Below are 23,320 nucleotides of genomic sequence, written 5' to 3' on the forward strand. Positions count from 1 at the left end.
TCCCAGCATGTCCATGCCCAGCGCCCGTCCCGCGTGGCGATCAGTCACACAATCGAGCGATCAGGAAACGAGAAATATCGGACTTAACGTCCACTGAGACGTCGCTGACATCCGTGCACCCGGAACCAAATCATTGATACTTCCGGCAACCCGGCGTCTCAATCAATCTGGTCGCCGCAGGCCACGGCCCCGCCCGCAGATCAGATCATTAAAGACAGGACACCTGGACGGCCCGACGCCCGTAAGAGTGTCGGGCCGTCGAAGCGGGTCAGGTTGAGATCAGCCAGTTCGGGCGGCGTCGAGATGGCGGGTGTCACCGAGGCTGACGACTTGGCGGTTGTGGAAGAAGTCGTCTTCGCGCAGTGTGGTGATGCTGCCGGAGGGTGCCCGGAAGCTGGCATAGCCGGCTGACTCGATCGGCATCTTGATCCAGGACGCCACGACGCACGTCAGGGAGCCGCCGTGGGTCACGACGATCTGGTGTTCGCAAGGGTTCCGCAGGATTTCGTCCATGGCTGCGTAGATGCGTCGCGCCCACGACGCTTTGGTCTCCGCGCCCTGCACGCCCTCGTCGTGGTCCATCCGTTCCCCGGCAGCCGGCGGTGGGACGAAACGCCGGTCGAGCCACTCCTGCGGCCTTCCTTCCGCCTCGCCGTAGGACTTCTCCCGCAGTCTGCGGTCCAGGACCGGCTTCACGCCGAACGCTTCGGCCACCTCATCTGCCGTCCGCAGGGTGCGCTGCAGATCCGAGGAGAACAGCTCCACCTCGGCGCCGTCCGGAATCTGGGACCGCAGCGCCTGGGCGATGGAGACCGCCGCACGGACGCCGGCGTGCGTCAGCTGCGAGTCATGCCATCCGCCGACGACTCCCTCGACGTGGTGCGTCGCCTCCGGATGGGTGACGACGTAAAGAGTGCGCATGAGTGCGTGCCCTCCTGTAAATAGCGTCATGACTCGTAGCCCACATGGCTGCCCGTAGTCGCCGCGTAGTACCAGCCGGGAGAACTGCGATCACCCTTGTTCCAGTGGAGCCCGCGTACCGGCGGTGCATCCTCGAACCGGACGCTCCACCCGGCCCCCAACGCCACCCGACGACGGTGCCCGCTTTCGACAAAGGCCAGCTCAAAGGCGCCGAGGAGGGGGTCATCATACGCGTGTACCGGTTCTCCCACCGTCTCCCCGGACAGCCACCCCTAAACGATCATTCAACCTGCGGTGAGAAACCTAGCGGTCACCAACCTTCGATGACAACGCTCAACCTTCCCTACAAGAGATCAACTCCGGTAGTTCCCGTAGGGCGTGACCGTTTGGCCGCAGCCAGGTAAGTCGCGGGGCGGGTGCGGAGACGCTTGGCGGAATGCGGCGGTGACGGTGGTGTCACGCCTGTGCTGGCACGGTGGGCGGAGTGTCCTGGGATACCTCGGTTTGTGTCGTCACCGATGGGTCAGGCAAGGAGGTGGCGTCCGATGGCAGCGCCGAAGGTACTTGCGTTACGGCCGGCGGTGTCGACTGCCGTAGCCGCGCCCTCGAAGGAGCGGCCGGAGGCGGGCGGTGCCGTACGGCACCGGGCGGCTTTGTCCAACGCTGCGGTGGGGGCTGCGTTGGTCGGTGGACGCGGACCGGTGCCGGGGCTGCCGTTGCCGGGGCGGGTGCCGCCTGGGGCGCAGGACATGGTGGGCAACGGTGCTGTCGCTGCGGCCGGACGGGGCGAGGTCGGGGTTGCTCCTGGGCCGCCTGTCCTTCAGGAGGAGGCGCCGGTAGCTTCCGGTGGGGGGAAGGACCTCAAGGCCCGGCCCGGGCCTGAGGCGGATCCTAAGTTCGCGGCGCTGAAGAAGGACGTGGGGCGTAAGAAGCGGGCTCTCGCCGCCTCGCATCCGCCGCCGAAGACGGAGGCGGTCGCGGCGCAGGACGCTGCCCGGCCACCCAAGGACGATGAAGAAGCTCAGGGCAAGACCGCCAACGCGGAGAAGATGAACGAGGCCCAACCCAAGGAGTTCGACAAGGACGCGTTCATCAAGGCGGTCGAGAAGGCGATCGCCGACAAGGCGCCGAAGAACCTTGACGAGGCCGACAGGTTCGCCGGCTCCGGGAAGCCCGAAGAAGTCCAGGCCGAGGTGCGCGGTCAGGTTGGTCAGGGCAAGGCGGGCTCGGCCGAGGAGATCGCCACCACGACCGCCGCCCCGCCCGACACCTCGGCCGCAGTGACCAAGGAAGTCGTGCCCCTCGCCGGGGACCGGCCGCCCGGCACGCCCGGGGCGCCCGATCCGGCCGGTGCCGTGCCGGACGCGTTGCCGGTCTCGGCCACCGATCTGTCCGCCGGGCCGGCCGAAGTCGAGCGTCGGATGTCGGACGCGCAGGTCACCGAGCCCCAGTTGAAGAAGTCCAACGAACCCGCGTTCAACAAGGCGCTGAGCGAGAAGAAGACCGCCGAACGGCACTCCGCCGTGGCGCCCGGCCAGATGCGCAAGCATGAGGCGGGCGAGCTTCGGACCACCAGCGCGCAAGCCAGACGGCTGGGCACCGCCGCGATGGGGGCGATGGGTGCTCAGCGGGTGCGGACCGGGCAGCAGGTCGGCGCGGGGAAAACCGGTGCCAAAAGCCGGGACGAGGAGAAGCGGGCGCAGGTCACCGGGCTCCTGCAGGGCGTCTTCGACACGATGAAGACGGACGTCGAGGCCATTCTGGATGGTTTGGACAAGCTGGTCGACACTGAGTTCACCCGGGGCGAGAAGCTGGCCCGGGACGCCTTCACCGCCGAGCACGAGCGGAAAATGGAGGAGTACAAGGACCGCCGCTACTCCGGCGTGATCGGCAAGGGCCGCTGGGTGCGGGATCTGTTCGCCGGGCTGCCCGAAGAAGCCAACAAAATCTTCGAAGAGGCCCGCGACGGCTATATCCGCCGGATGCGGCAGGTCATCTCGGACGTCGCCACCACCATCGGCACCGAGCTCAACCGGGCCAAACGCCGCATCGCCCAAGGCCGCACCGAACTCCGCACCGCGGTCGGCAAACTCCCCGCCGATCTGCGTGCCATCGGCCGTGAGGCAGCCTCCGAGTTCAGCGACAAGTTCGACGAGCTCACCCGCTCCGTCGACGACAAGGGCACGGCTCTGGTCGACACCCTGGCCACCAAGTATTCCGAGGCCCTCAAATCCGTCGACGACGAAATCGCCGCCGAGAAGGAGAAGAACAAAGGTCTGGTCGACAAGGCCGTCGATGCGGTCAAGGCGGTCATCGACACCGTCCTCGAACTCAAACGCCTCCTCCTCGCCGTCCTCGCCAAGGCCGCTCAGGCGGTGCTGCTGATCCTCAAGGACCCGATCGGGTTCCTCCGCAACCTGGTGAACGCCGTGGGCGCCGGACTACGGCAGTTCCTGCGCAACATCGGCACACATCTGCAACAGGGCATCATGTCCTGGCTTCTGGGCCGTATTGCCGAAGCGGGAGTGCAACTTCCCGCGACATTCGATGCCCGGGGCATCATCTCCATGCTCGCCTCGCTGCTCGGCCTGACCTGGCAGAACATTCGCGCCCGAATCACCCGCAAGGTCCCCGAGCAGGCCGTGGCCGCAGCCGAGACTGGGGTGTCCCTGGTCGTCCAGGTCCGCAAACAGGGCGTCGCCGGCATGTGGGAGGACCTCAAGTCCCGCGTCGGTGACCTGCGTAAGGACCTGATGGGCAAGGTCATCAACTACGTTACGCCCACCATCGTCCAGGCCGGGATCATGTGGGTCCTCTCGCTGCTGAACCCCGCCTCCGCGTTCGTCCGCGCGGTGAAGCTGATCATCGACATCGTCACCTTCATCGTGACCCAGGCCCGCCAGATCTTCGAGTTCGTCAATGCCGTCCTCGATGCCGTCATCGCCATCGCCCGCGGCGGCAGCGGTGGCGTCCCCGCCCTCATCGAACGGGCGCTGGCCCGCTCCGTCCCCGTACTCCTCGGCTTCCTCGCCTCCCTGCTCGGCATCGGCGGCATCGCCGCCAAGGTCAAGCAGATCGTCCAAGCCCTCACCAAACCCGTCAACCGCGCCATCGACTGGGTCATCGACAAGATCGTCGGCCTCGTCAAAAAGCTCTGGGCCAAAATCAGGCCCAAGCCGAAGCAAAGTGCCGAGGGAGAGAAAGATGGCGGCAAGGACCAGGACAAGAACGATGCGGAATCAGCTCATCCCACCGTCCGTGTCCCATTCGATATGGCAGGCACAGCCCATAAGCTGACGTTCTCGTCGAAGTCCGGCGATGTCGATGTGTTGATGGCATCACCGGAGGAGGACCTGTTCATCAAGAAATTCAGCAAGGTCCATGTCGAACTCGATCACTTCAGGTACTACATGGAGTCCATCCAGGACAAGGAGGTGAGGACGAGGTTCGAAAAGCATATCCTCCCCCGGCTTGAGTCCATCAGCAGGATTCATGTGAGCCGCTTCAAATCCATCTACAAGACGTTCTTCCCCGCCTCGGGGCCCTATCGGCGCGACCAGGCCGACAAGAACAAGGTCTCCAGAATGATCGATGCCGCACAGGACGAACTGCGCAACCTCAAAGAATGGGCCGCCAAGACCGGGATCACCGACCTGTCCGCGAAAGAAATCGACAAGACCCTGAACGACCAGGGGGAGAAAATCTGGAGAGAGGAGTACGAGAAGAAGAAACAAAAGATCGACTCAATTATTTCTCGATTCAACTACAACGGCCATCCGGTAGAGTATCGAGGCAGCATGTCCAGCGGCTGGCGAGGGGAGCAGAAGGGGCGGACACACTTCGACCCCAAGGAATTCGACGTGGACATGTACGTGGTCGATCCGGTGGATTTTCAGCGTGTCATGGATCTCCGGAATCCCGGAGGAGCCGGAGAGAGAAGGCTGCCAAAATTCCTCAAGCCGGACGCGGTGTACCTTCCCGAGCTCCTACGGATCAGCCTTCAGATCCGCGCCGAACTGGCAGGAGCTTTTCCGGAGGTGAAGGGCATCGGGGATTCCAGCATCATACTTCGACATAAGCCACCGGGAGGCTAGAATTTTCGGCAGCAGGACGTCGGTCCGGCGCAACAGAACGAGATGGGAACATGCCGAAGAAGGTATTGGAATTCTCCGTGCGAACGAGTACCGAACAATCCGTCGAGGAGCTCCGGGAGAGACTTGAGGAATCTCTGGGATGCCACTTCTCCGAAGGGGAATACGAAGAGGTGCCCGCCTTCGTCACCGAATTCTTCGGCATGCGTGTCGCGCTCTACCGCTGGGGGGACGACTATTTGCTGGAAAGCAGCATCGAAGACATTCGCTTCCTGGAAGCGGCTGAGCGGGATCCCCTTGAACCCGTACGCATCAGTCAAGCTGTTGCCGATACGCTGACCATTCTCGGTGCGGGAGAATGGCGGATTTCGTCGCCGGCCGACATCGCCAAGGACAACGCATACGGAGAACAGCTGGAGCAGCGGTATCTTGATGCGGAGGGCCCTCCCCCCTGGGCCGACGAGACCTGATCGCCGCACCGCCCCACGCCAGGTGGTGGTGTGGCTCCAAGGGCCTCAATCAGCGATCGCCACCCACACCTACGCGTAAGCCCCAGTCCTACTTGCCAGGGGGCACTCCGGGCTTCGGCGGCACGATCACTGCCAGCGGAAGGGCCTGCGCCAGGGCGACCGGGGCCGCGTGCAGGGCCGCCCGTGCCACGGCCGCGTTGCCCGTCTGGTCCTGGGCGGCGCCGGTCATCGGTGCCCCCTGGACCGGGGGCATTGCCTGGGCGCTCTGGGCCATCGCGGCGTTGCTCATCGCCGCCGGGACCACGACCACGGGTGTCCGGGGCGCCGGGGCGGTCGCCGCGGCCCCGCTGTCCTGGGCCCGGGCCGGTGGGGTCGGCGCCACCAGGCGGTGGAGGGAGAGTGGGGGTTCGGTGGGCAGCATGGGCGGTTACCCCTGTGTTCCTTCGTCGAGCAGATGGGCGTGCGGGCCTAGTTCGGAAGGGCGGAGCAGGCGGGCCTCGCGCTGGTACTGGCGGGTCACGCCGCGCACGATGTGGCGCATGCCGATCGCGTCGGCGTCGGCGTCCGCCGCGGAGAGCGCGGCGGTGCGGGCGGCGGCGGCGATGGCCGCGCCCGTCATGTCCAGACGGGCCAGGACGTCCAGGTCCGCGTCAGCGCCGAGCGGGGCCTCCTCCGGGAAGGCCAGGCGCCAGAGTCTGCGGCGTTCGGGAACGGCCGGGCGGGGGAAGTGGACGACGAAGTGGAAGCGGCGCGTGAACGCCGGGTCGATGTTGTCCTTGAGGTTGCTCGTCAGGATCACCAGCCCGTCGCTGGCCTCCAGGCGCTGCAGCAGGTAGCCGACCTCCAGGTTGGCGTACCGGTCCGTGCCGTGTTTGACCTCGCCGCGCTTGCCGAACAGGGCGTCGGCCTCGTCGAACAGCAGGACCGCGTGGCTCTCCTCGGCCTGCCGGAACGCCTCCTCCATGTTCTTCTCCGTCTCCCCGACCCACTTCGAGACCACCTGCGCCAGGTCCACCTTGAGCAGCTCCAGGCCGAGCATGCCGGTGACGATCTCCGCGGACATGGTCTTGCCCGTCCCGGGCTCCCCCGTGAACAGCGCCTTCACCCCGCCGTGCGCGGAGCGGCGGGCGAACCCCCATTCCTCGGCGACCCGTGGCCACGCCCGGGCGGCCGACGCGATCTCCAGGATCTGGTTGAACTGCACGTCGGGCAGGACCAGATCGTCGGCGGTCCGGCGCGGCACGATCGACTGGACACCGCTGCCGCCGCGGCCCCGGGTCACCGTGGCGATGGCCGGGTGGACATGGTCGGCGACCGGTTCCGGCCGGCCGTTGCCGGCGAGGCGGGCGCCGGCGTCCGCGACCGAGGCCACGGCGCGCAGTTCGCCGCCGCTCATCCGGTACCGGATGGCGAGATCCTCCAGAAGGGGTCCGTTCAGGTCCGGGAGCGCGGCCGACCACATCGCCCGCCGGTCGGGCAGATCCGGTACGGGAACGGTGAGTTCGGCGTAGGACCGTGCGGCGAGCAGGCCCGCGGGGCGCCATGGTCCGAGGCCGGTCAGGCAGACCGGCGCCCGCGACCGGAGCAGTACGGCGCAGACCGCCTCGGCCGCCTGCCGGTGCGCCTCGCCGTGCAGGTCGTCGGTGGGGATCCACAGCACAGCGCCCAGCGCCGCGGCCGTCCGCAGGTCGTCCTCGGGATCGAAGGTCAGGGTCCGCAGCGGCCTTCCCGCCGCCCGGGCCAGTGCCTGTACGGCGTCGAGCCGGCCGCCGGGCGGGCATCCCCACAGCCCGGCCAGGTCGATGTCGCCCGAGCCCAGCGCCCGGCCCAGTCGTACGAGCCGGTCGGAGGAGAGATACGGGGAGAGCACGCGCCGTTCCGGCTGGACGACCTCGCCGGGGTCATGGCCGAGAAGACCGGCGTCTCCGCCCCACCCCAGCAGGAACTCCAGCACCCCGGGCCCCAGGGTCAGTTCCTGGGCGAGTTCGACCGCGGCCGCGCCGTGCGGACGCAGCAGGCCGTAGCGGCGCAGCGGTCCGGCGGGGCCGAGGGCGCGGCGCCGGGCCAGCCGGCACGCCGCGTTGTCGGCGCCGACCGTCACCAGCAACTCCACGCAGGGCAGCCGCCGGTTGAGGTTGTCCACGATGTACGCGTAGATCCGCTCGTAACCGCGGTCCAGTTCGGGCGCGGCGGCGAGCAGCAGGGCGTCCTGGTCGGCGCGGGTCAGACCGAAGCGGGTGGCGAGCGCGTCCAGCGGCAGGGTCAGGCCGTCGGCCGCCGCGCGCCGCCGCAGGTCGCGTTCGGTGTCCGGCTCCGGCTGCTCCGGTACGTACGGCCCGGTCATGGTGTCGGTGAAGGCGTGCACCTCGCCGAGCAGTACGTCGACCTGTTCGTCGGTCACGCAGTAGGGCGTGAGGTCGGGCCGGGTGAGCAGCCCGGCGATCCGTGACTGCCGCTCGACGGCGGTGCGCAGCGCGCGGTGTACGCCGGCCAGGCGCAGCCGCAGGTGCTCCACCGCCGGTTCACTCGCGCCGCTCCCGCCGCTTGTGCCGCTCTCGCTGCTCGTACCGCTCGTACCCCTCGTACCCCTCGTACCGCTCGTGTTACTCATGCAGCTCACCCGCCTGAGAAGGTCAGGGTCCGGCCGCCCAGCCACACCACGTCGGGAACGTCGGCGAGCAGTCCGCCGCGCAGCAGGTCCGTATGGCGCCGGCCCAAGGGGACCCGTACCCGGACGGCCGCGCGCTCGAACCGGACGGTGGCGTCCAGGTCGGCGAAGCGTCTCAGGGCCAGCAGCGGATCCGGCGTCTCCCGGTCGCGCCAGAGCGTCCAGGCGAGGGTGCTCAGGCCGAGTGCCGCGGCGAGGGTGACGGTGCGTTCAAGGCCGCCGTCACGGGCGAGCGGTGCCGCCCGGCGCTCGACGACGAGAGCGGTGACCAGGTCGGCGAGGCGGGCGGTGTGGCCGGGCAGTTCCGCGGCCGACCGTACGTCCGGGGGCGCGCCCGGCGCGGTCCACAGGGGGGTGCGCCAGGGCAGCCGCGTCACCGGATCGCCGCGCAGGGGCCGGATGCCGGTCAGGAACGGTACGTCCGCCGCGGCGAGTTCGCGCAGGGATCCGGGGGGCAGGGGGCCGTCGCAGATCAGTACGTGCGGCCGGCCGCAGGCCTGCCAGTACGGCAGCAGTGCGCGGATGGTGGCGGCCCAGGCGATCGGGAACATCCCCTGGGCGTCGACGAGGAGCAGCCGGTCCCCGGCCCCGGTGATCAGCAGGGGGGCGGCGGGGTCGTGGCCGCGGCACACCGAGAGCGCCAGGACGCCGTCCAGTACGGGGAACGCGGGCGCCGCGACCCGGGCGAAGTCGGTCAGCCGGTCCTCGGGTACGGGTGGGGCGAGACCGGCGAAGGCCGCCGCGGCCTCGCTGTCCTGTCGGGTCCGGTGCCAGCCGCGTCCGGTGACGTCCAGGACCTTGTACGCCAGCGCCGCCGCGAACAGGGGTGATTCCTCCGCGAGTTCGAGGCCTGCCAGGGCGGGTCCGATCGCGTCGAGGTACCCGATACGGGCCAGCGGTCCGGCGAGCAGGAAGGGCAGCGCGGACCGGACCCGTACCTCGCCGGTCGTACGGGGTGGGACGGCGCCGCCCGCGGCCGGGGGCGGTTCCCCGGCCCACGGGCCGGACCTGCCGGACGGGGAAGGCGGGTCGGGCGGGGCGGACGTGAGGTGCTCGGTCAGCAGCCGGGCCAGGGCAGTGGTGTCACCGTAGGGAAGGTCCCCGGGCGGAAGCCCGCGCGGTGCGGCGGGCAGCACCTCGGCCGGTGGGTCCGGGAGGGCGGCGAGCTCCGCGAGCAGTCGGCCGGCCGTCGTGTCACGGTCACCGGGGGCACCGCCGCCGTCGCGGCGGTCGCCCCGGCCCGCACCGAGCAGGGCGAGCAGATAGACCCGGATCGAGTCGTCCGGGAGCAGTGCGAGGAGCGCGTCCAGTTCGTTCCGCTCGGCGAGCTCCGCGAAGAGCGCGGTGACCGACGGCACGGGCCGCGGGAACCCCGCCGCCTCGAAGGACTTCTCGAAGGTTCGCCCAGGGGACTCGTCGGACGGCTCCGTGTCGTCGGTGGACGGGCCGGTGGCGGACGGGCCGATGGCGGACATGTCCGCGGGGATCTCCACCCTCTCCGCCGGTGCGAAGTGGACCTCGACGGGCATCCCGCCAGGACCGGTCCGGCCGGTCCGGCCGCGCCTGCCCGGCCGGACGGTGACGGTCATCGGCTCGGTGATCTCCACGTCCGGGCCGTCGCCCACCAGTTGGTCCGCGAAGTGGTCGGCCAGCAACTCCGGGAGGCTGTCGATCACTTCGTCGACCAGGCCGCGCGGATCGGGGCCCCAGCTCCACCCGTCGCGGCGGACCACCGTCACGGTGCACCGATGCACCGTGATCTCCCCGGCGGTCCGCGCGGTGGGCGTGCTCACAGCACCTTCGCCTTCTCCAGGCGGCCTGCCCAGCCGCCCACCAGCACCAGCACACCGTGTTCGCTCGCCGCGGCGAGCGTCACCGGCAGCTTGACCTCGGTGTCCCCCGCCGGGATCTCTCCGGCGAGCACATGGGTGTCCTGCTCGTCGGAGATCAGCGCGACCACCTTGGTCAGGCCGCTCCTGGCGACGGGCACGGTGATGGTGAGGCCGTCCGTCGCCAGTGCCAGTCCGTCCTTCCACGTCGCCAGGCGCAGCAGCGTGGGTTTGGGTCTGGGGAGCACTTCGGCGGTCAGCTCGACCGCGTAGGCGAGCGGATCGGCGAGGGCGCCCGGTTCGTCGTCCGCCGCCGCCACGCCGAGTTCGCGGGCGTTCAACGGAAGAGTCGCGGTTCTGCCCGAGCCGAGGGAGACGCGCAGCGGCAGTGCGGGTCCGACGAGTGAGGCCACATCGGGGAGGGTGCTCGCGCCGGTCAGTGCGAGCGCGCCCACCACATGGCCGGTGCCGGCCGCGTACACCACGGAGAGAGCCATGGTCAGCCACCTCCGTTCGTCGCGGCGACCGTTGCCAGGACGAGGAAGTCGACCGTGCCCGGCCGTTCGACGACCTCGCCCGGGGCCATGACCGGGTCGTACAGGCGTGCCCGGCAGCGGATCCGCCGGTCAGCGTCCACGGTGGCCTCGACCGGGCTGTACAGCGTCGTGTCCGCCGAGGCCGGGGGCGTGCGCGGGGTCAGGTGGACATGGACGACGACCCGGCCGTCGGCGACCTGTTCCGCGCTGACTCCGGAGGGCAGCGGCAGCAGCATGCCGTCGGTGGCCGTCCCGGAGGTGACCAGGGTGGTGCCCGCCGAGATCCGGCCGCTGAAGCTGCCCTCGATGGTCAGATTGCCGTTGGCCGCCACGGTCATCAGCGGAGCGACCGTGCCGCCGCCCTGGTAGAGGCCGAAGACCAGGCTGGGCGGGTCGCCGCCGGTGAGCACCAGCACCGGTCCGCCCTCCTGGACGGCCTGGCTCGTCCGCAGGGTCAGCGCGCCCGACCGGGCCGAGACGGTGTCCGCGCGGACGCCGGCGAAGCGCACCCCGACCCCGCGGGCCTTGGTCTCGATGCCGCTGAAGTGGCCGTCCGTCCACCGGACATAGCCGAGCAGGACGAGCCAGCGGGCCGGTGGGTCGGCCGGTGGGGCGCCGGTCGCGGGCGGCTGCTGGTCGGCGACGAGCAGTTCGTCGCCGAGGCGTCCGAAGAGGATCTGGTACGACTCCTCCACCCGGGTCTTCGTGGCGGTGCCCGCGCACGAGTCCGGCCGGGGGGAGGCGGCCGGTTCCCGGTCGGCCGCGGTGAGGAAGACCGGGTAGGGGTCGTCGGTCGACTGGTCCGCGCCGTTGACCTCTTCGAAGCCGCTCTCGCGCAGGACGACCGGTTCGGTGAGGACGACCTCGCGGCCCGTCCCGTCGATCGCGACGCCCGGCTCCACGCTCACCTCGACGAAGCGGGCGTTGGTCTGCGGATCGGTGCGGTTCTCGGTGACCAGGCCGAGGCCTTCGGCGATGCCCCACTCGTGCAGGTGCCGGGCGTGCCGGGTGGCCAGTCCTCGCGCGTACTCCACCGAGGCCGACAGGTCCGCGGCGGCCAGAACCTGACCTTCGTGGAAGGCGGGGCGCAGCGGGCCGGTCATGGCGTCTCACCGGGCTTCCGGGTCCGGGGGGACCGGGCGCGCTTGGCCTCGGGGGGCTTGGCGGGCTCGGCCGCGGGGGGTTCTGCGGGCTCGGACGCTTGGTCCCGCGGTGCGCCTTCGAGTTCCGCGAGGCGGGATCCGAGCCGTTCCGGGACCTGCTCCTCCAGTCGGTTCATCTGCGTCCGGGCGGTGCCGAGTTGGGCGCGCAGCCCTTCCAGGACCGCGGTCAGGTCGGCCACTTGCGTTCGGAGCATGCCCAGTTCCTGCATGCTGTCGGTCACTTCGCTGGGTGTGGTGTAGACCTGCTCGTGCAGAGCCTTGGGAGGTGTCTCACCGGGTGCGGGGGTGAGCAGCAGGGACAGCATCTCCTCCAGGTCGCCGGTGCGCGGCCAGTCGGCGAGGAGCCCGTCGGCGTACGGGCGGGACACCGGGCCCTCCGCCGGGAGGTCCGGCCTCCGGTGGCCCGGCAGGGGCCGGCAGCAGAGGCGCTCGGCGAGTTCGCGCAGCCGGTAGAGCTTGGGCAGCCACTCGCCGTACGCGGAGCCGCCCGGCAGGACCTGTTCCCGGGTGGCGGAGCAGATCCGTACGACGTCGCAGCCGTCCAGTTCCACCTCGGCGAGCAGGACATCGGTGTCGGCGCAGTCGTTGCACGGCGGGTTGAGGGTGGCACATGCGGCGTCGGTGACGAACCGGCGCACGGCGAGGGAGAGTTTCTCGGCCGCTTCGGCGATCTGCCGCAGGTCGGCGATCGTCGTCCGTTCCACGCTGTCCGCCGGTGGGGGCGGCAGGAGCGGCGGTACGTCGATGGCGGCGACGTCCCGGCGCAGTGCGCAGTCGGCGAGCCCGGTGGCCTGGTCGAGGCGGCCGAGGAGCCACTCGCGCAGCAGGCCGAGGTCGGCGCGGAACTCCACCTGGAGCGCGTGGCTGAGCGGCGTTCCCTGGGCCAGCATGCGTACTTCGAGCTGCGCGTCCGGGGCGCCCCGTTCGGGAACGACGCGGGCCGCGGTCTCGGTGACGACCGCGCGGGCGATCGTACGGCGCAGCGGGTCCGGCCACGCCGCTGCCATGTCGGCTCCGGCGAGGCGCCCGCACGCCGCCCCCAGCACACCGCGGGCGTCCTGGACCTCGGCGAGGCGCGGGTAGTCCCTCTTCAGCCGGTCCTGCCCGGCGGCGTCGTAGGTGTCGAACCGGGCGACGGCACTGGCCAGCGCCCGTACGTGGTCGGTCATCCCGGGGACGGTCCCCGGCGGGGGCGGGCCCTCTCCGCCCGCGTTCTGCCGCAGCCAGTCGAGGGCGTCGGTGAACCGTTTGTTGTCGGGAGCCTCGAAGCCGATGGTCCGGCCCGTGGAGGCCGACGCGACGAACAGGGCGTCGAGGTAGTGTCCGAGCCGCCGGTCGCGGGTCCGGGCCTGGTCGGCCCGGGTGAGGCTGCCGAGGTTGGCCAGCAGGGCGGTGCCGGGATTGTGCCGGTGGTCCTCGAAGTCACCGTGCTTGACGAGGAATCGGTACCCTTCCCGGATCCGTGACGGCACGCACCCCGGCGTGGGGCAGGGCTCCTCCGTGGCGTACGGCGCCACCGGGTCGACGGAGAGTTCCTGGTAGCGCACGAAGAGGCCGTAGCGGCGCTCGCCGTCCTCGTCGCAGGGGTCACCGCAGTCCACGCCGAGGCCGCTGACACGCTGCTCCTGTACGAGTGCCCGCACATCGACCCGTTCGGTGCAGGACACCACGATGTCGTTACCCGCACAGTCGAACGCGTGACCGGGATGCACCGTCACGGTGCCGCCGCCGCAGGGGTCGCAGGCGACACCGAGGCCGCAGACGACGCCCGGCCCGGACAGGGAGCGGTTGTGCAGTCTGCCCTTCGCCGTCACATAGTCGACCAGCAGGCCGAGATCGTCCTCGGTCAGCAGTTGGCCGGCGAAGAAGCGGGGGCGTACGAAGGCGGAGGTGCGGGTGGCGTCACCACCACAGCCGCAGCCGCAGTCTGTTGCCATGATCAGCGCTCCTTCACGAAGAACCAGCTCTCGAAGACGTCTCCGCCCGAGCCGGTGCCGGACGTCCAGGGCCCGACTCCGGACGGCGGGAGGTCGCAGCCGCCCCGCCGCTCCGACCCGGTCGCCTCGGCGTCGATGGTCGGTACGCGTCCGCCTACATGGGTGCCGTCGACCGGGCGGCAGCAGCGGTCGAGGAGGAACGCGGTGCGGACGGTGACGAGTACCCGGTCGCCGTCCTGGAGCGTCTCGCGTGTGGTCTGGCGGTAGCGGAACTCCCGGGTGAACCGGGGGGATCCGGCTGACCCGGCAGCCGCCTCGGCCTCCGGTTCGGCAGCTGCCGCGGGGGCGGACCCGGTGACGGATTCGACGTCGGGGTCGGCGAACGCGCCGCCCATGTACCAGCTGGAGGCGTTGCGTCCGCTGCCGCCCTCGATCACCTGGAGTTCGACCACACCGCGTCGCAGTGTGTCGGTACGGACGCCGGCGGAGAACCGCACGACGAGCCCGCCGTCCTCGTCCTGGGTGCCGAGCAGGGCTTTGGCCTCGTCGACCGTGTAGGTGTGTCCGTGGATCCAGTTGATGCCGGTGATCACCGTGGGCACGTGCCTGCCGAACGGGCGGCGGACGTTCATATGGATCTGGTCCTCGCGCACCGGCTCGTACCAGTCCACGCAGTCGATCCTGGCCAGCCACAGCACCTTGTGCTCGCACCGGGAACAGCAGGTGTCGCAGCGTTCGTCCGCCGGCGGCTCACAGCCGGTGACGCGTACCGTCCAGCACTCCTCCGTCCAGCCGTACTCGCAGTCGGGGGTCTCCGCGCAGGCGTCGTTGTAGACGGAGCGGGTGGGTTCGACGGGCCGCTCGGCGTACTCGATGCCGATCCAGACCGTGTCGGTGTCCCGTTCGTCCCGCGGCAGCGCCTTCCACAGGTCGATCACGCAGCCGCCACGGACCACGACCTCGTTGCCGTCGCAGTCCACGGCGAGACCTGAGGTGAGTCTCACCTCGGCCTTGCGCCGCCGGTGCTCCGTGCCCTCCGCGCCCTCAACGCCCTGGGTGCTCTCCGTGGTCGCAGTGTTCTCGGTATTCTCGGTGTTCTCCGCATGTTCCGGACGCGCGGATCCGCCAGCCTCCACGGCCCCGTGGTGGTCCGGCGGACAGTCGTCGTCATGACGCCGCACCGGCCGCACATACAGGCCGCACACCACCCCGTAGCCGAGCAGGGAGCGCATGCGCAGCTTCAACTTCTCGCGGACGTACTCCTGTTCACGCTGAAAGTCCCTGGCGCTCAGATTCTGGCCGTGGAAGTACCGCAGCCTGCGCAGGGGCGGCGCGTCGAACGCCCCCGTCGATCCCGGCCCTGACCCTGTCTCCGTCATCGCACTGTCCCTTCACCACACTCGCGTATGCACGCCGACGGCGGAGACGACTCCCACTCCGACCCCCCGGCGCCATCCTCTTGGTCCTGGCCTGAGCACCCCGTCGCGGTTCAGCCGCAACGGGTGTTCGCCGCCCAGCACGGGCGGCGGCAGCGGGACGAACGCGGTGTCCACGCCCACCGTGGAGCGCGAGCCGACCACGAAGCCCGCGCCGCCGGTCCGTACCGACCCCACCGTGTGCGCGGGCGCCTGCCGCTCCACCAGCCGCCCCAGCGCGCTCTCGTCCGCCGCACCGGCGGGCAGGAGCACCCGGAAGCGGTGCGCGTGCGCGGTGAGCGGGTCGTTGTCCGGATCGCCGAACGCGCGCAGCGGCGCCGCGCCCAGTTCCGAGCCGCCGACCCGGAACCGGCTCGCCGACCGGCCGAACAGCCGTACGGAGCCGAGTCCGGGACCCGCGCCGCCGACGGTGTCGCGCAGGTGAGCCCAGCGGCGGTCCCCCGCCAGTTCGTCGATCACCGGTTCCACCCCGAACACGATGCGTACGGCCTTGCGCAGCGCCCACGGCGTACCGCGGCGCCGGTACAGCTCCGGGGCCGCGGCCAGCAGTTCGCGCCGGGTCCGCGCGTCCCAGCCGGCCTCGAACGACAGGCCCAGCAGACCGGCCAGCCACGGCAGCACCCGGTCCGGGACGCCGGCCGGGTCGAGCAGCGCCGGATACCGCTCGATGACCCGGTCGAGATCGGCGAGCGAAGAATCGAACAGGGAGAGGAAACGCTCGGTGAAGTCGTCGGCCGCGGGATCCTGGCGGAAGGCCGGGGGCAGCAGGTCGGCGCTGGTGGCCCGGGGGAAGTCCAGCCGGATCCGGTGGACGACCGGGGTCGTGGCGCCGTCGCCCGACAGCCGCAGCCGCAGCCGCAGGAAGCGGCCGGGCGGCTGGTCGACGAGGAAGTCCGTGGCGCCGGGGGGCGCTGTCTGCCAGTCGGTCTCGTCGTACCGCCGGTCCTCGGTGACCACGATCCGGACGGCGACGGCCGTGCCGGCGGGCACATCGGCCTCCACCCGTACGCGGTGCCAGCGGCAGCGCGAGAGGCCGCTGTCGATCAAGGTGGTGACATAGGACCCGTCGGTCACATAGGGGGTGGTCACCGGCGGTGTGGTCGTACGTGCCAGGCCCTGCCACGAGTAGCAGGTGGTCACCTCGGCGTCCGGCCCCGTGTCCCGCAGGCAGAACCCGTCCTCGTCGACCGAGGTGAGCGCGCTCGGGGACAGGGCCGCGGACAGCTCGTCGAGGGTGGCGGTACGGAAGGAGCCGTGGCGGCCGCCCCGGTGGATCAGCAGCTGTTCACCGTCGTCGGTGAGCAGCCAGATCGTGCGGTCCGGTCCGGTGCGCAGTCCGATGATCTCGCCGGGCGCCCCGGTGCGGAGCACGCCGCGGAAGCCGCCCGCCGAGTCGTACCGGCGCAGGTCGGTGGTGCCCCGGCAGGCCACCAGGACCTCGTCGTCGGGGGCCGGGGCGGCCAGGCTCGGCCGGCGGACCCTGATCACACCGGAGAGCTGTTCGCCGTCGCGGCGCCACACCAGCACCCGGCCCGGCTCGACGACGGCGAGCCGGTGTCCGCGTGCCGCGACCGCGACGGGCGCGCGCAGCAGACCAGGGTCGCAGCCGGCCGGCCATACGGGGACCCAGTCGCCGGTACAGCCGTCACGGCGCAGCAGCCGCGGCGCGCCGGCCGGTGATCCGGGGACCAGCAGGTACCAGGCGCACGGCCCGCACCCCGGCGCGAGGCGGGGGTCGGGGAACCACGGCAGCAGCCGGTCCCTGGTGGGGCCTTCCGGCGCGGAGCCCCGGAAGGCCAGCCGGATGCCGGCCGGGTCCTCGAACCCGACGATGCCCTCCGTCCCCGGCTCGTCGTCCCCGCCGGTGAGTCCGTCCCCGCCGGTGAGTTCGTCCCGGCCCGTGTGTCCGTCCCCGTCGGTGAGTTCGTCCCAGCCGACGTGGGCGTCCAGCAGGCGGAAGGTCGCGTTGTGCGGTGCGCACGTCATGGCCGGTCTCCTACGGGGATCAGCAGCGGGCGTTCCGGCCAGACGAGGGTGTGGGGGCCGATCGTGTGGTCGGTGCAGGGCGGCAGCCGCACCCCGTCGACGGTGAGCGAGAGCTGGGACACGGCCAGCACCCCGTCGACCGCCAGCAGCCGCCGGACCAGGGCCGAGTGCCGCAGCGCGCCGCCGAACGGCCAGCCGGCGCCGTTCTCCCCGCCGGTCAGCGGATCCAGGTAGGTGCGTACCGCGTCGCCCGCGGCGGCCAGGACGGTGGCGCGGTCGAGGTCCGGGTCGAGGGTGACCCATGACTCCAGGGCGACCCGTCGGTACCGCGCGGGGGCGGCGACCACCGTCACCCCGGCGGGGGCGGCCTCGCGGGTCAGGAAGTCGGCGACGGCGCGCAGGGTCGCGGCGGTGGGCACCGGCGGTTCGCCGGTGTCGTCGCCCGGCGCCGCGGCCGGTACGACCAGGACTCCCACGACGCCGGGGATGGACACCCCGGCGAAATCGGGGTGCAGCCCGGGCACTCCCTGGGCGCGGGCCACGGACGCGCCGGGCGCCCGGAGGGCCAGCAGGCCGTAGTCGGCGGGCGCCACGGCCCGGCCGCGGGCGCGGAGTTCGCCGACGCCGCGGCGGATCGTGTCGGCGTCGGGCTCCGCGTCCGTTCCTCCGGAGGCCGGAAAGGGGTTGTTGACGCCGGTGACGTACGGCAGCGCGGTCACCACCCCGTTGACGGCGCCGGCGCGTACGGCACCGGCGCTGCCGCCGCCGACGCGGTACCGGACGGCGCGGACGTTACGGAAGCCGGGCGGCACGGCGGTGCCGTTGACGCCGTCCCCGAAGGTCACCTCGCCCGTCGCGTGGTCCACGGTGAACACCCGGTCGTCGGCGCCGTACGCGGCGAGGCTCGCCACCTCCCGCCAGGGGGACGACGAACCGGCCGAGGTGCCGAACACGTCGCCGCCCGTGTCGTCGTCGACCTCGATGACCACGGTGCCGGCGAGGATGGGCAGCTGACTGAGCCTCATGCGGCTGCCGCCGGTCGGCGCCGGGTCCTGGACCGGCTGGAGCGGTTCGTCCCTGACCGTGCGGGCGGCCGTGGCCGCGACCGTGTTCAGCCGCACTCCGGACAGCACGGGCGCCGGTCCGGTGAAGGTCCCGTGCGCGATCTGGAGCCGCAGCCAGCGCAGCGGGGGGCCCGGCCGGAAGCCGGGCGGGCTGCCGGGCGCCCACGAGCGCGGGACCCGCAGCTCGACGGTCCCGCCGGCGCGGAGCCCGGCCGTGGAGTCACGCATCACTTCGGCGCGTACGAGCCGGCTGCCGTCCAGCACGTCCCAGCGCAGCAGCGGTACGGACGCCAGCTCGCCGGAGCCCGCCGGAGCCGGGGGAATCGCGACGACCACGAAGCCCAGGGACAGCCGGGGGTAGGCGGCGGCCGGCCCGGCGAGTCCGATCCACAGTCCGCTGCCCGGCGCGGGGTCCCGGCCGAACGGCGCGAAGGGGCGGCTCGGTCCCGCGGGTCCCAGCGGCAGGGTCTCCAGCGTTCCGGCCTCCTGTACGGCCAGGGCGGCGAGCGTGGCCGGTGTGGCGTACAGGTCCTCGTCGGTCTCGTAGATCACCTGCCCCGCCGGGCTCGACGCCGCGCTCTGGAAACCGGCCGGGACGAGCACGGAGGCGCCGTCCGGAGGGTTCACGGTGAATTCGAGGAGCGTGGCCGCCGCACCGGCCGGGCGCCGTCGTACGCCCGCCGTCGCCAGATGCTCGGCCAGCACCTTCTCCGGCAGCCGGTTGACGCGGCCGAGCACGGGTTCGAGCTGGGTGCCGAAGAGACGTACGAGGGCGACGCCCGCGTCCTGGCGGTCGGGGTCGGTCCAGTCAGGGGTGTAACCCGCGATCCGGCCGCTCACATCGGCGCGTACCGCCTCGCGGGTCGCCTCGGTCAGCTCCGGCTCGACGCCGGACGGTCCGGGACCCGGGACGAGCCGGCCCTCGCCCCGCGCCTCCCGCTCCCACCACACCTCGCCGGTCACAGCAGCCCCTCCCCCGGTTCGACGGCGGGCACCGTCCTGATCCGGACCGCCCGCAGAACGGGCAGTTCACCGGCGCGCAGCTCCACCTCGTCGCACTCCTCGGCGGCGTCGGCCCCGTCGAGGCCGATCGCCACGGCGGCGACGTCCGCGAGGTCCCCCAGCGCGAGCTGCGCGGCCCGCAGCAGGGCCGAAGGGCGCAGCGCCTCCCCGAACGGCCAGCCGTCCTGTTCCGCGCCGCCGACGAGCGGGTCGAGGTAACGGCGCAGGGCGGTGGTGACCACGGTGGACACGCGGGCGCGGTCGGCCGGTCCGCCCGACAGGTCGACGCGGAGCGTCACCTCGCGGTAGGCGGGCGCGCGGACGAAGACCTCGGAGGTGAGCAGCCGCCCGCACGCCAGCCGGGCGGAGACCGCCGACAGCGTGCCCGGGTCGGGCCGGGGCGCGACGACGAAGTCCTCGCGGGCGAAGTCGTCCCGTGGCACCGAGGGAACGAGGTGGACGGTCACCGCGCCGGGCACCGTGGAGCAGGGGAAGCCGGGGTGCTCCCCGAGGGACGCGTACGCGCGGGCGACGGCGACGCCGGGTGTCGTACGGGCGAGGGTGACGAAGTCGTCGGCGGTGACCGCGCGGGTCACCTCCCCCAGGGACGCCGCCGCGCGCTGTCGCGCCGCGGTGACGGTCTCCGGGTCCCGGCCGCCCTCGGCCGGTACGAGGTTGGCCGCCGAGATCGCGCCCAGCTCCGCCGGGGAGTCCCAGGCCGGCTGCCAGTTCGCGGTGAGCCCGCCGTTGCCGGACCGGCCGCCACCGAGTGCGTAGTCGACCGTCACGGAGTCGTCGGTCACGTCCGGGACGGGCCGGGGGATGCGCCCGGTGAGTCCGTCGCCGAACACCACCGCGCCCTCCTCCCGGTCGATCAGGAAGGTCCGGTCGGCCGACGCCCCGAAGGTGAAGTCCGGCACCGGCAGCCACTCGTCGCCCGCCAGGCGCACCCTGGCCTCCAGCAGGAGGCCGGCGGCTTCCGGCAGGATGAGGTGCTGGCCGGGCAGCTTGAGCCAGGCGGTGATCTGCTCCGCCAGGTCGGTGCCGCGCGCGGTGCGCCACAGGCGGTGGTGCGCGGTGGACACGTTGAGGGCGAGTTGCCGGAGGCGGGGCGGGGCGGCGTAGGTCGCCGCGGGGGTCGACACCAGCAGCCCGGTGTCGCGGGTGGACCAGCCGGACGGCGGGTACAGCCGGACCACGCCGGACCGCCGGAGGCCGGCCGTGCCGTCCTCGACCTTCTCGAACGCGCCCGACACGTCGGCGTCCGGCCGGAACCACGACCAGGTCAGTTCCGCGGGCGGCGCCACCCCGTCGGTCGCCCCGGGCAGCCACGACGGCACGCACGCCGCGGGCGCGGCCAGTTCGAAGAACAGACTGAGCGGGCCGGACGCGGGCAGCTCCCCGGTGAGCGGCAGGGTGAAACGGGCCTGGGCCGGCCCGCCGTCGCTCGCCAGGAGGGTGACGTCCCTGCGGGCCCGCAGGTCCGCCGTACGGTCGCGGTCGGTCCATACGGTGGCCTCACCGCCCTCGGCGAGCGGGAAGACGGCGATGTCGTCGTCGAGAGCGAAGACGACGTTGCGCATGAGGTCGCGGGAGAGGGCCGTTCCCGCGGGGACGACCGGGACGGCGGCCGGATCCGTCCGGGCGGCCAGCCGCAGGACCGTGGCCGCGGGGCGGGCGGGGCGCGGGGTTTCGAGGCCGAGCAGCCGCAGTACGGCGACCACGAGCGCGTCCGGCGCCTGGTCGAGCCAGTACAGCCGCTGTTCGAGGAGGTAGGCGAAGAGTTCGAGGAGGGTGACGCCGGGGTCGGCGGGCGCGTGCAGCGTCCAGGTGCCGTCCGACTCGGCGGGGATCCGGCGGCGGATGGCCGCCATCATGTCGTCCCAGGTGAGGTCGTCCAGCCGGGGCACGGGCACGGTCATGCCGTCCCCCCGGTGGGACCGGTGAGGCCGACGTAGAAGGGGAAGACCAGGTTGGCCTTGGTGTTGCTGCGGCGGATGCGGTAGACGACCGAGACGGTGACCCGCGACTCGTCGGCCGGGTCGGCCTCCGCGCGGACCTCCTCCAGCTCCACCCTGGGTTCGTGGGTACGGACGGCCTCGGCGACCGAGTTCTCCAGGTCGCGCAGGTTCTGCACGCTGCCGGGTGCGAACACCAACTCCTGGGCGCGGGTTCCGAATCCGGGCCGCATGACGCGCTCACCGGTGCCGGTGAGCAGGAGCGCCCGCAGACAGTGCTCGATGCTCTCCTCGCCGACGGCGTACCCGAGCCGCCCGGTCTCGTCGGGCAGGATCGGGAACCGCCAGCCGGTTCCGAGGAAGTCCTCGCTCATGCCGTCCTCGCCTTCTTGGCCAGTACGTTCCCGTCGAGCTGCGGGACCGGCCGGGCGCTCGTCCCGGCGGGGCAGGCGTGGGTGTGGCTGTTGAACAGCTCGACCAGCATGTTGCCGAGCACGAGTTGCTGAGTGGCTCCGGCGCCCAGCTCGATGGCGGAGGAATCGACCGTGACCTTCGGAGCCTTGAGGGTGATCTCGCCCTCCGCGGACACCGTCACACTGCCGCCCTCGGCCGCCGTGATCCGGATCGCCTTGCCCTCGTCGTCCAGTTCCACCACATGTCCCGCGGCGGACCTGATCCGTACGGCGGCCTGGGACTCCGTGTCGTCGAGCAGCACCTCGTGACCGTGCCTGGTCCGGATGATCTTCTGGTCGCGGCCCTCGGTGCGGGCGGCCGGCGGCTTGTCCTGGCCGTTGTACAGACCGCCCAGGACGATCGGGAACCGCATGTCCCCGTGGACGAAGGCGACCAGCACCTCGTCGCCCTTCTCCGGGACGAAGACTGAGCCGTAGCCGTTGCCCGCGTACAGCTGGCCGACCCGGCACCAGTCGGTGACCGTGGTCTGGTCGAACCACGGGAACCGGAGCTTGACCCGCGCCTCGTCGTCGCCGTCGTTCTCCACGACGAGCGCTTCCACGACGCCGTAGTACCGCTTGTCGGTGGAGCGGGAGCGTGGCGTGGTCCTGGTGGTCACTGGTCCCCCTGGTGGATCCGTCGGCCGGTGAACTGGGTGAAGAATCCACTGGTGTTGAGGGTGTGCTCGACCCGCTTGACGAAGTACGTGCCGGAGAACCGCTGCCCGAGGCCGTAGATCTCCAGGTTGTCGCCGGGTCTCAGTTCGGGGAGCCCCGCCACCCGGCCGGTCGCCGTGATGAACTCGTAGGCCCGCTCGCGCAGCAGACTGATCGCCAGCTCACGGGCCTCCTGATCGCTGGTGACCGGCGCGTCGACCAGGACGTCCTGGCGGCCCCCCAGCGTGGACTCGGCGGCCTCGGGACCGCTCTGCCCGTCGGCCGTGTTCTGCCCGGCCGGCAGGTTCTCGGCGGTCGCGGTGAACGCGATCGGCTGTTTGGTGCGGGGGTCCCAGCCGCGCACGGTGACCTTGCCGACCTGCTGGGACACCGTCAGCGTGGGCGTGAAATCCAGCAGGTTGGGGATCAGTCCTGCCGGCTGGGCGGAGGGTCCGGTGGACAGTCCCGGCGCGTAGGCCAGCCGGTACACCCGGATCGGGCGACCGTCGCGGCCGTCGGTGGGTTTGATGAAGTACAGCGTGTCCTCGCCGGACTGCGGGTCGGGCAGGATGTAGCAGTCGAAGTCGAGCCGCTTGGCGCGTTCCATGAGGAAGGTCGCGTCGTCCTGGTTCTTCTGCACCACCTGGTCATGGGTCGGCCCTTCCCTGGTGACTTCGATCCGCAGGTGGTTGCGCTGGGCGATCTGCTCCGCGATCCGCCAGTCGGGCAGATTGCGGTAGATCTTGGTCTCGTTCTCGGTGGGCTTGCGGTCCTTGAGCCGCAGCAGCCCGTCCACCCCGCTGACCTGGACGGTGGGCGACGCGCTGTCGGGGAACTTCGGGCTGAGCGTGCTGATGGTCCCGGTGGCGACGGTGAGCAGCTTGTCGGCGTAGCCGAGCCGCACCGAGACCCGGCCGCCGAGCTTGAGCCGCGGCGAGTCGCTGTGCTTGAACTTCAGGTTGACGTCGTCCCAGTTGTTCAGCGTGAGGTCGAAGCCCGACATCTCGTCGATGTCCCGGTTCACCTTGACGTCGATGATGTCGTTCTTCGTGCTCGGATCCATCTCCAGACCCTCGATACGGACCTCGAACTCGGGCGCGTACCGGTCGGGGGAGGCCACTTCCGGGGTGGGGGTGCTCATCAGGCGCTC

General features: G+C 71.4%; 16 protein-coding genes. 2 read left to right on the top strand and 14 right to left on the bottom strand.

Features of this window, described 5'->3' with window-relative positions; genetic code table 11:
* Positions 1-279: 279 nt before the first annotated feature.
* A complete protein-coding gene (locus tag ACFTZC_RS31215) occupies positions 280-921 on the bottom strand; it encodes a histidine phosphatase family protein (protein WP_382895378.1) in 642 nt (213 codons plus the stop codon).
* A gap of 545 nt (positions 922-1,466) precedes the next feature.
* Between ACFTZC_RS31215 and ACFTZC_RS31220 the strand changes: the two genes are divergently transcribed.
* Positions 1,467-5,015, top strand: coding sequence for a hypothetical protein (locus ACFTZC_RS31220; protein ID WP_382895380.1), 3,549 nt, complete (start codon positions 1,467-1,469; stop codon positions 5,013-5,015).
* 50 nt (positions 5,016-5,065) lie between these two features.
* Positions 5,066-5,482 (top strand): hypothetical protein, encoded by a 417-nt coding sequence (locus ACFTZC_RS31225; RefSeq protein ID WP_382895382.1) that lies wholly within the window; start codon positions 5,066-5,068, stop codon positions 5,480-5,482.
* Between the two features lie 88 nt (positions 5,483-5,570).
* On the opposite strand, the gene ACFTZC_RS31230 is transcribed toward ACFTZC_RS31225, so the two are convergent.
* The 13 genes from ACFTZC_RS31230 to ACFTZC_RS31290 are packed head-to-tail and all read right to left on the bottom strand — an operon-like array spanning position 5,571 to position 23,311.
* Positions 5,571-5,903, bottom strand: coding sequence for a hypothetical protein (locus ACFTZC_RS31230; protein WP_382895384.1), 333 nt, complete (start codon positions 5,901-5,903; stop codon positions 5,571-5,573).
* A 6-nt stretch (positions 5,904-5,909) separates the two neighbouring features.
* Complete coding sequence (locus ACFTZC_RS31235) at positions 5,910-8,093, bottom strand: ATP-binding protein (RefSeq protein WP_382895386.1); 2,184 nt, start codon at positions 8,091-8,093, stop codon at positions 5,910-5,912.
* A 5-nt stretch (positions 8,094-8,098) separates the two neighbouring features.
* The gene (locus ACFTZC_RS31240; protein ID WP_382895388.1) at positions 8,099-9,943 is read right to left on the bottom strand and encodes a hypothetical protein; all 1,845 of its coding nucleotides are present in this window, start codon (positions 9,941-9,943) and stop codon (positions 8,099-8,101) included.
* Positions 9,940-10,476, bottom strand: coding sequence for a hypothetical protein (locus ACFTZC_RS31245; protein WP_382895389.1), 537 nt, complete (start codon positions 10,474-10,476; stop codon positions 9,940-9,942). The genes ACFTZC_RS31240 and ACFTZC_RS31245 overlap by 4 nt, the downstream gene beginning before the upstream one ends.
* Positions 10,477-10,478: 2 nt before the next feature.
* The gene (locus tag ACFTZC_RS31250; RefSeq protein WP_382895391.1) at positions 10,479-11,618 is read right to left on the bottom strand and encodes a hypothetical protein; all 1,140 of its coding nucleotides are present in this window, start codon (positions 11,616-11,618) and stop codon (positions 10,479-10,481) included.
* Complete coding sequence (locus ACFTZC_RS31255) at positions 11,615-13,615, bottom strand: hypothetical protein (protein ID WP_382895393.1); 2,001 nt, start codon at positions 13,613-13,615, stop codon at positions 11,615-11,617. Before ACFTZC_RS31255 ends, ACFTZC_RS31250 begins: the two co-directional genes overlap by 4 nt.
* Positions 13,616-13,617: 2 nt before the next feature.
* Positions 13,618-14,994 carry a hypothetical protein gene (locus ACFTZC_RS31260; RefSeq protein WP_382895395.1) on the bottom strand — a complete coding sequence of 459 codons (1,377 nt, stop codon included), beginning with the start codon at positions 14,992-14,994 and terminating at the stop codon, positions 13,618-13,620.
* A gap of 12 nt (positions 14,995-15,006) precedes the next feature.
* The gene (locus tag ACFTZC_RS31265) at positions 15,007-17,037 is read right to left on the bottom strand and encodes a phage tail protein (protein WP_382895397.1); all 2,031 of its coding nucleotides are present in this window, start codon (positions 17,035-17,037) and stop codon (positions 15,007-15,009) included.
* The gene (locus ACFTZC_RS31270) at positions 17,034-19,064 is read right to left on the bottom strand and encodes a putative baseplate assembly protein (protein WP_382895399.1); all 2,031 of its coding nucleotides are present in this window, start codon (positions 19,062-19,064) and stop codon (positions 17,034-17,036) included. The genes ACFTZC_RS31265 and ACFTZC_RS31270 overlap by 4 nt, the downstream gene beginning before the upstream one ends.
* On the bottom strand, positions 19,061-21,025 hold the full coding sequence (locus tag ACFTZC_RS31275; RefSeq protein WP_382895401.1) for a putative baseplate assembly protein: 1,965 nt from the start codon (positions 21,023-21,025) through the stop codon (positions 19,061-19,063). Before ACFTZC_RS31275 ends, ACFTZC_RS31270 begins: the two co-directional genes overlap by 4 nt.
* Positions 21,022-21,435, bottom strand: a complete 414-nt coding sequence (locus ACFTZC_RS31280; RefSeq protein WP_382895403.1) for a GPW/gp25 family protein — start codon at positions 21,433-21,435, stop codon at positions 21,022-21,024. The genes ACFTZC_RS31275 and ACFTZC_RS31280 overlap by 4 nt, the downstream gene beginning before the upstream one ends.
* The gene (locus tag ACFTZC_RS31285) at positions 21,432-22,133 is read right to left on the bottom strand and encodes a phage baseplate assembly protein V (protein ID WP_382895404.1); all 702 of its coding nucleotides are present in this window, start codon (positions 22,131-22,133) and stop codon (positions 21,432-21,434) included. The genes ACFTZC_RS31280 and ACFTZC_RS31285 overlap by 4 nt, the downstream gene beginning before the upstream one ends.
* Entirely contained in the window at positions 22,130-23,311 is a 1,182-nt protein-coding gene (locus ACFTZC_RS31290) for a phage late control D family protein (protein ID WP_382895406.1), read from the bottom strand. Before ACFTZC_RS31290 ends, ACFTZC_RS31285 begins: the two co-directional genes overlap by 4 nt.
* Positions 23,312-23,320: the final 9 nt, after the last annotated feature.

The organism is Streptomyces sp. NPDC056987 (assembly GCF_042673865.1).
Taxonomy (GTDB): domain Bacteria; phylum Actinomycetota; class Actinomycetes; order Streptomycetales; family Streptomycetaceae; genus Streptomyces.

Bases quoted from the DNA above. Each gene is read 5' to 3' on its own strand.
- ACFTZC_RS31215 (WP_382895378.1), bottom strand. From the start codon at position 921: ATGCGCACTCTTTACGTCGTCACCCATCCGGAGGCGACGCACCACGTC.
- ACFTZC_RS31220 (WP_382895380.1), top strand. From the start codon at position 1,467: ATGGCAGCGCCGAAGGTACTTGCGTTACGGCCGGCGGTGTCGACTGCC.
- ACFTZC_RS31225 (WP_382895382.1), top strand. From the start codon at position 5,066: ATGCCGAAGAAGGTATTGGAATTCTCCGTGCGAACGAGTACCGAACAA.
- ACFTZC_RS31230 (WP_382895384.1), bottom strand. From the start codon at position 5,903: ATGCTGCCCACCGAACCCCCACTCTCCCTCCACCGCCTGGTGGCGCCG.
- ACFTZC_RS31235 (WP_382895386.1), bottom strand. From the start codon at position 8,093: ATGAGTAACACGAGCGGTACGAGGGGTACGAGGGGTACGAGCGGTACG.
- ACFTZC_RS31245 (WP_382895389.1), bottom strand. From the start codon at position 10,476: ATGGCTCTCTCCGTGGTGTACGCGGCCGGCACCGGCCATGTGGTGGGC.
- ACFTZC_RS31250 (WP_382895391.1), bottom strand. From the start codon at position 11,618: ATGACCGGCCCGCTGCGCCCCGCCTTCCACGAAGGTCAGGTTCTGGCC.
- ACFTZC_RS31255 (WP_382895393.1), bottom strand. From the start codon at position 13,615: ATGGCAACAGACTGCGGCTGCGGCTGTGGTGGTGACGCCACCCGCACC.
- ACFTZC_RS31260 (WP_382895395.1), bottom strand. From the start codon at position 14,994: ATGACGGAGACAGGGTCAGGGCCGGGATCGACGGGGGCGTTCGACGCG.
- ACFTZC_RS31265 (WP_382895397.1), bottom strand. From the start codon at position 17,037: ATGACGTGCGCACCGCACAACGCGACCTTCCGCCTGCTGGACGCCCAC.
- ACFTZC_RS31275 (WP_382895401.1), bottom strand. From the start codon at position 21,025: ATGACCGTGCCCGTGCCCCGGCTGGACGACCTCACCTGGGACGACATG.
- ACFTZC_RS31280 (WP_382895403.1), bottom strand. From the start codon at position 21,435: ATGAGCGAGGACTTCCTCGGAACCGGCTGGCGGTTCCCGATCCTGCCC.
- ACFTZC_RS31290 (WP_382895406.1), bottom strand. From the start codon at position 23,311: ATGAGCACCCCCACCCCGGAAGTGGCCTCCCCCGACCGGTACGCGCCC.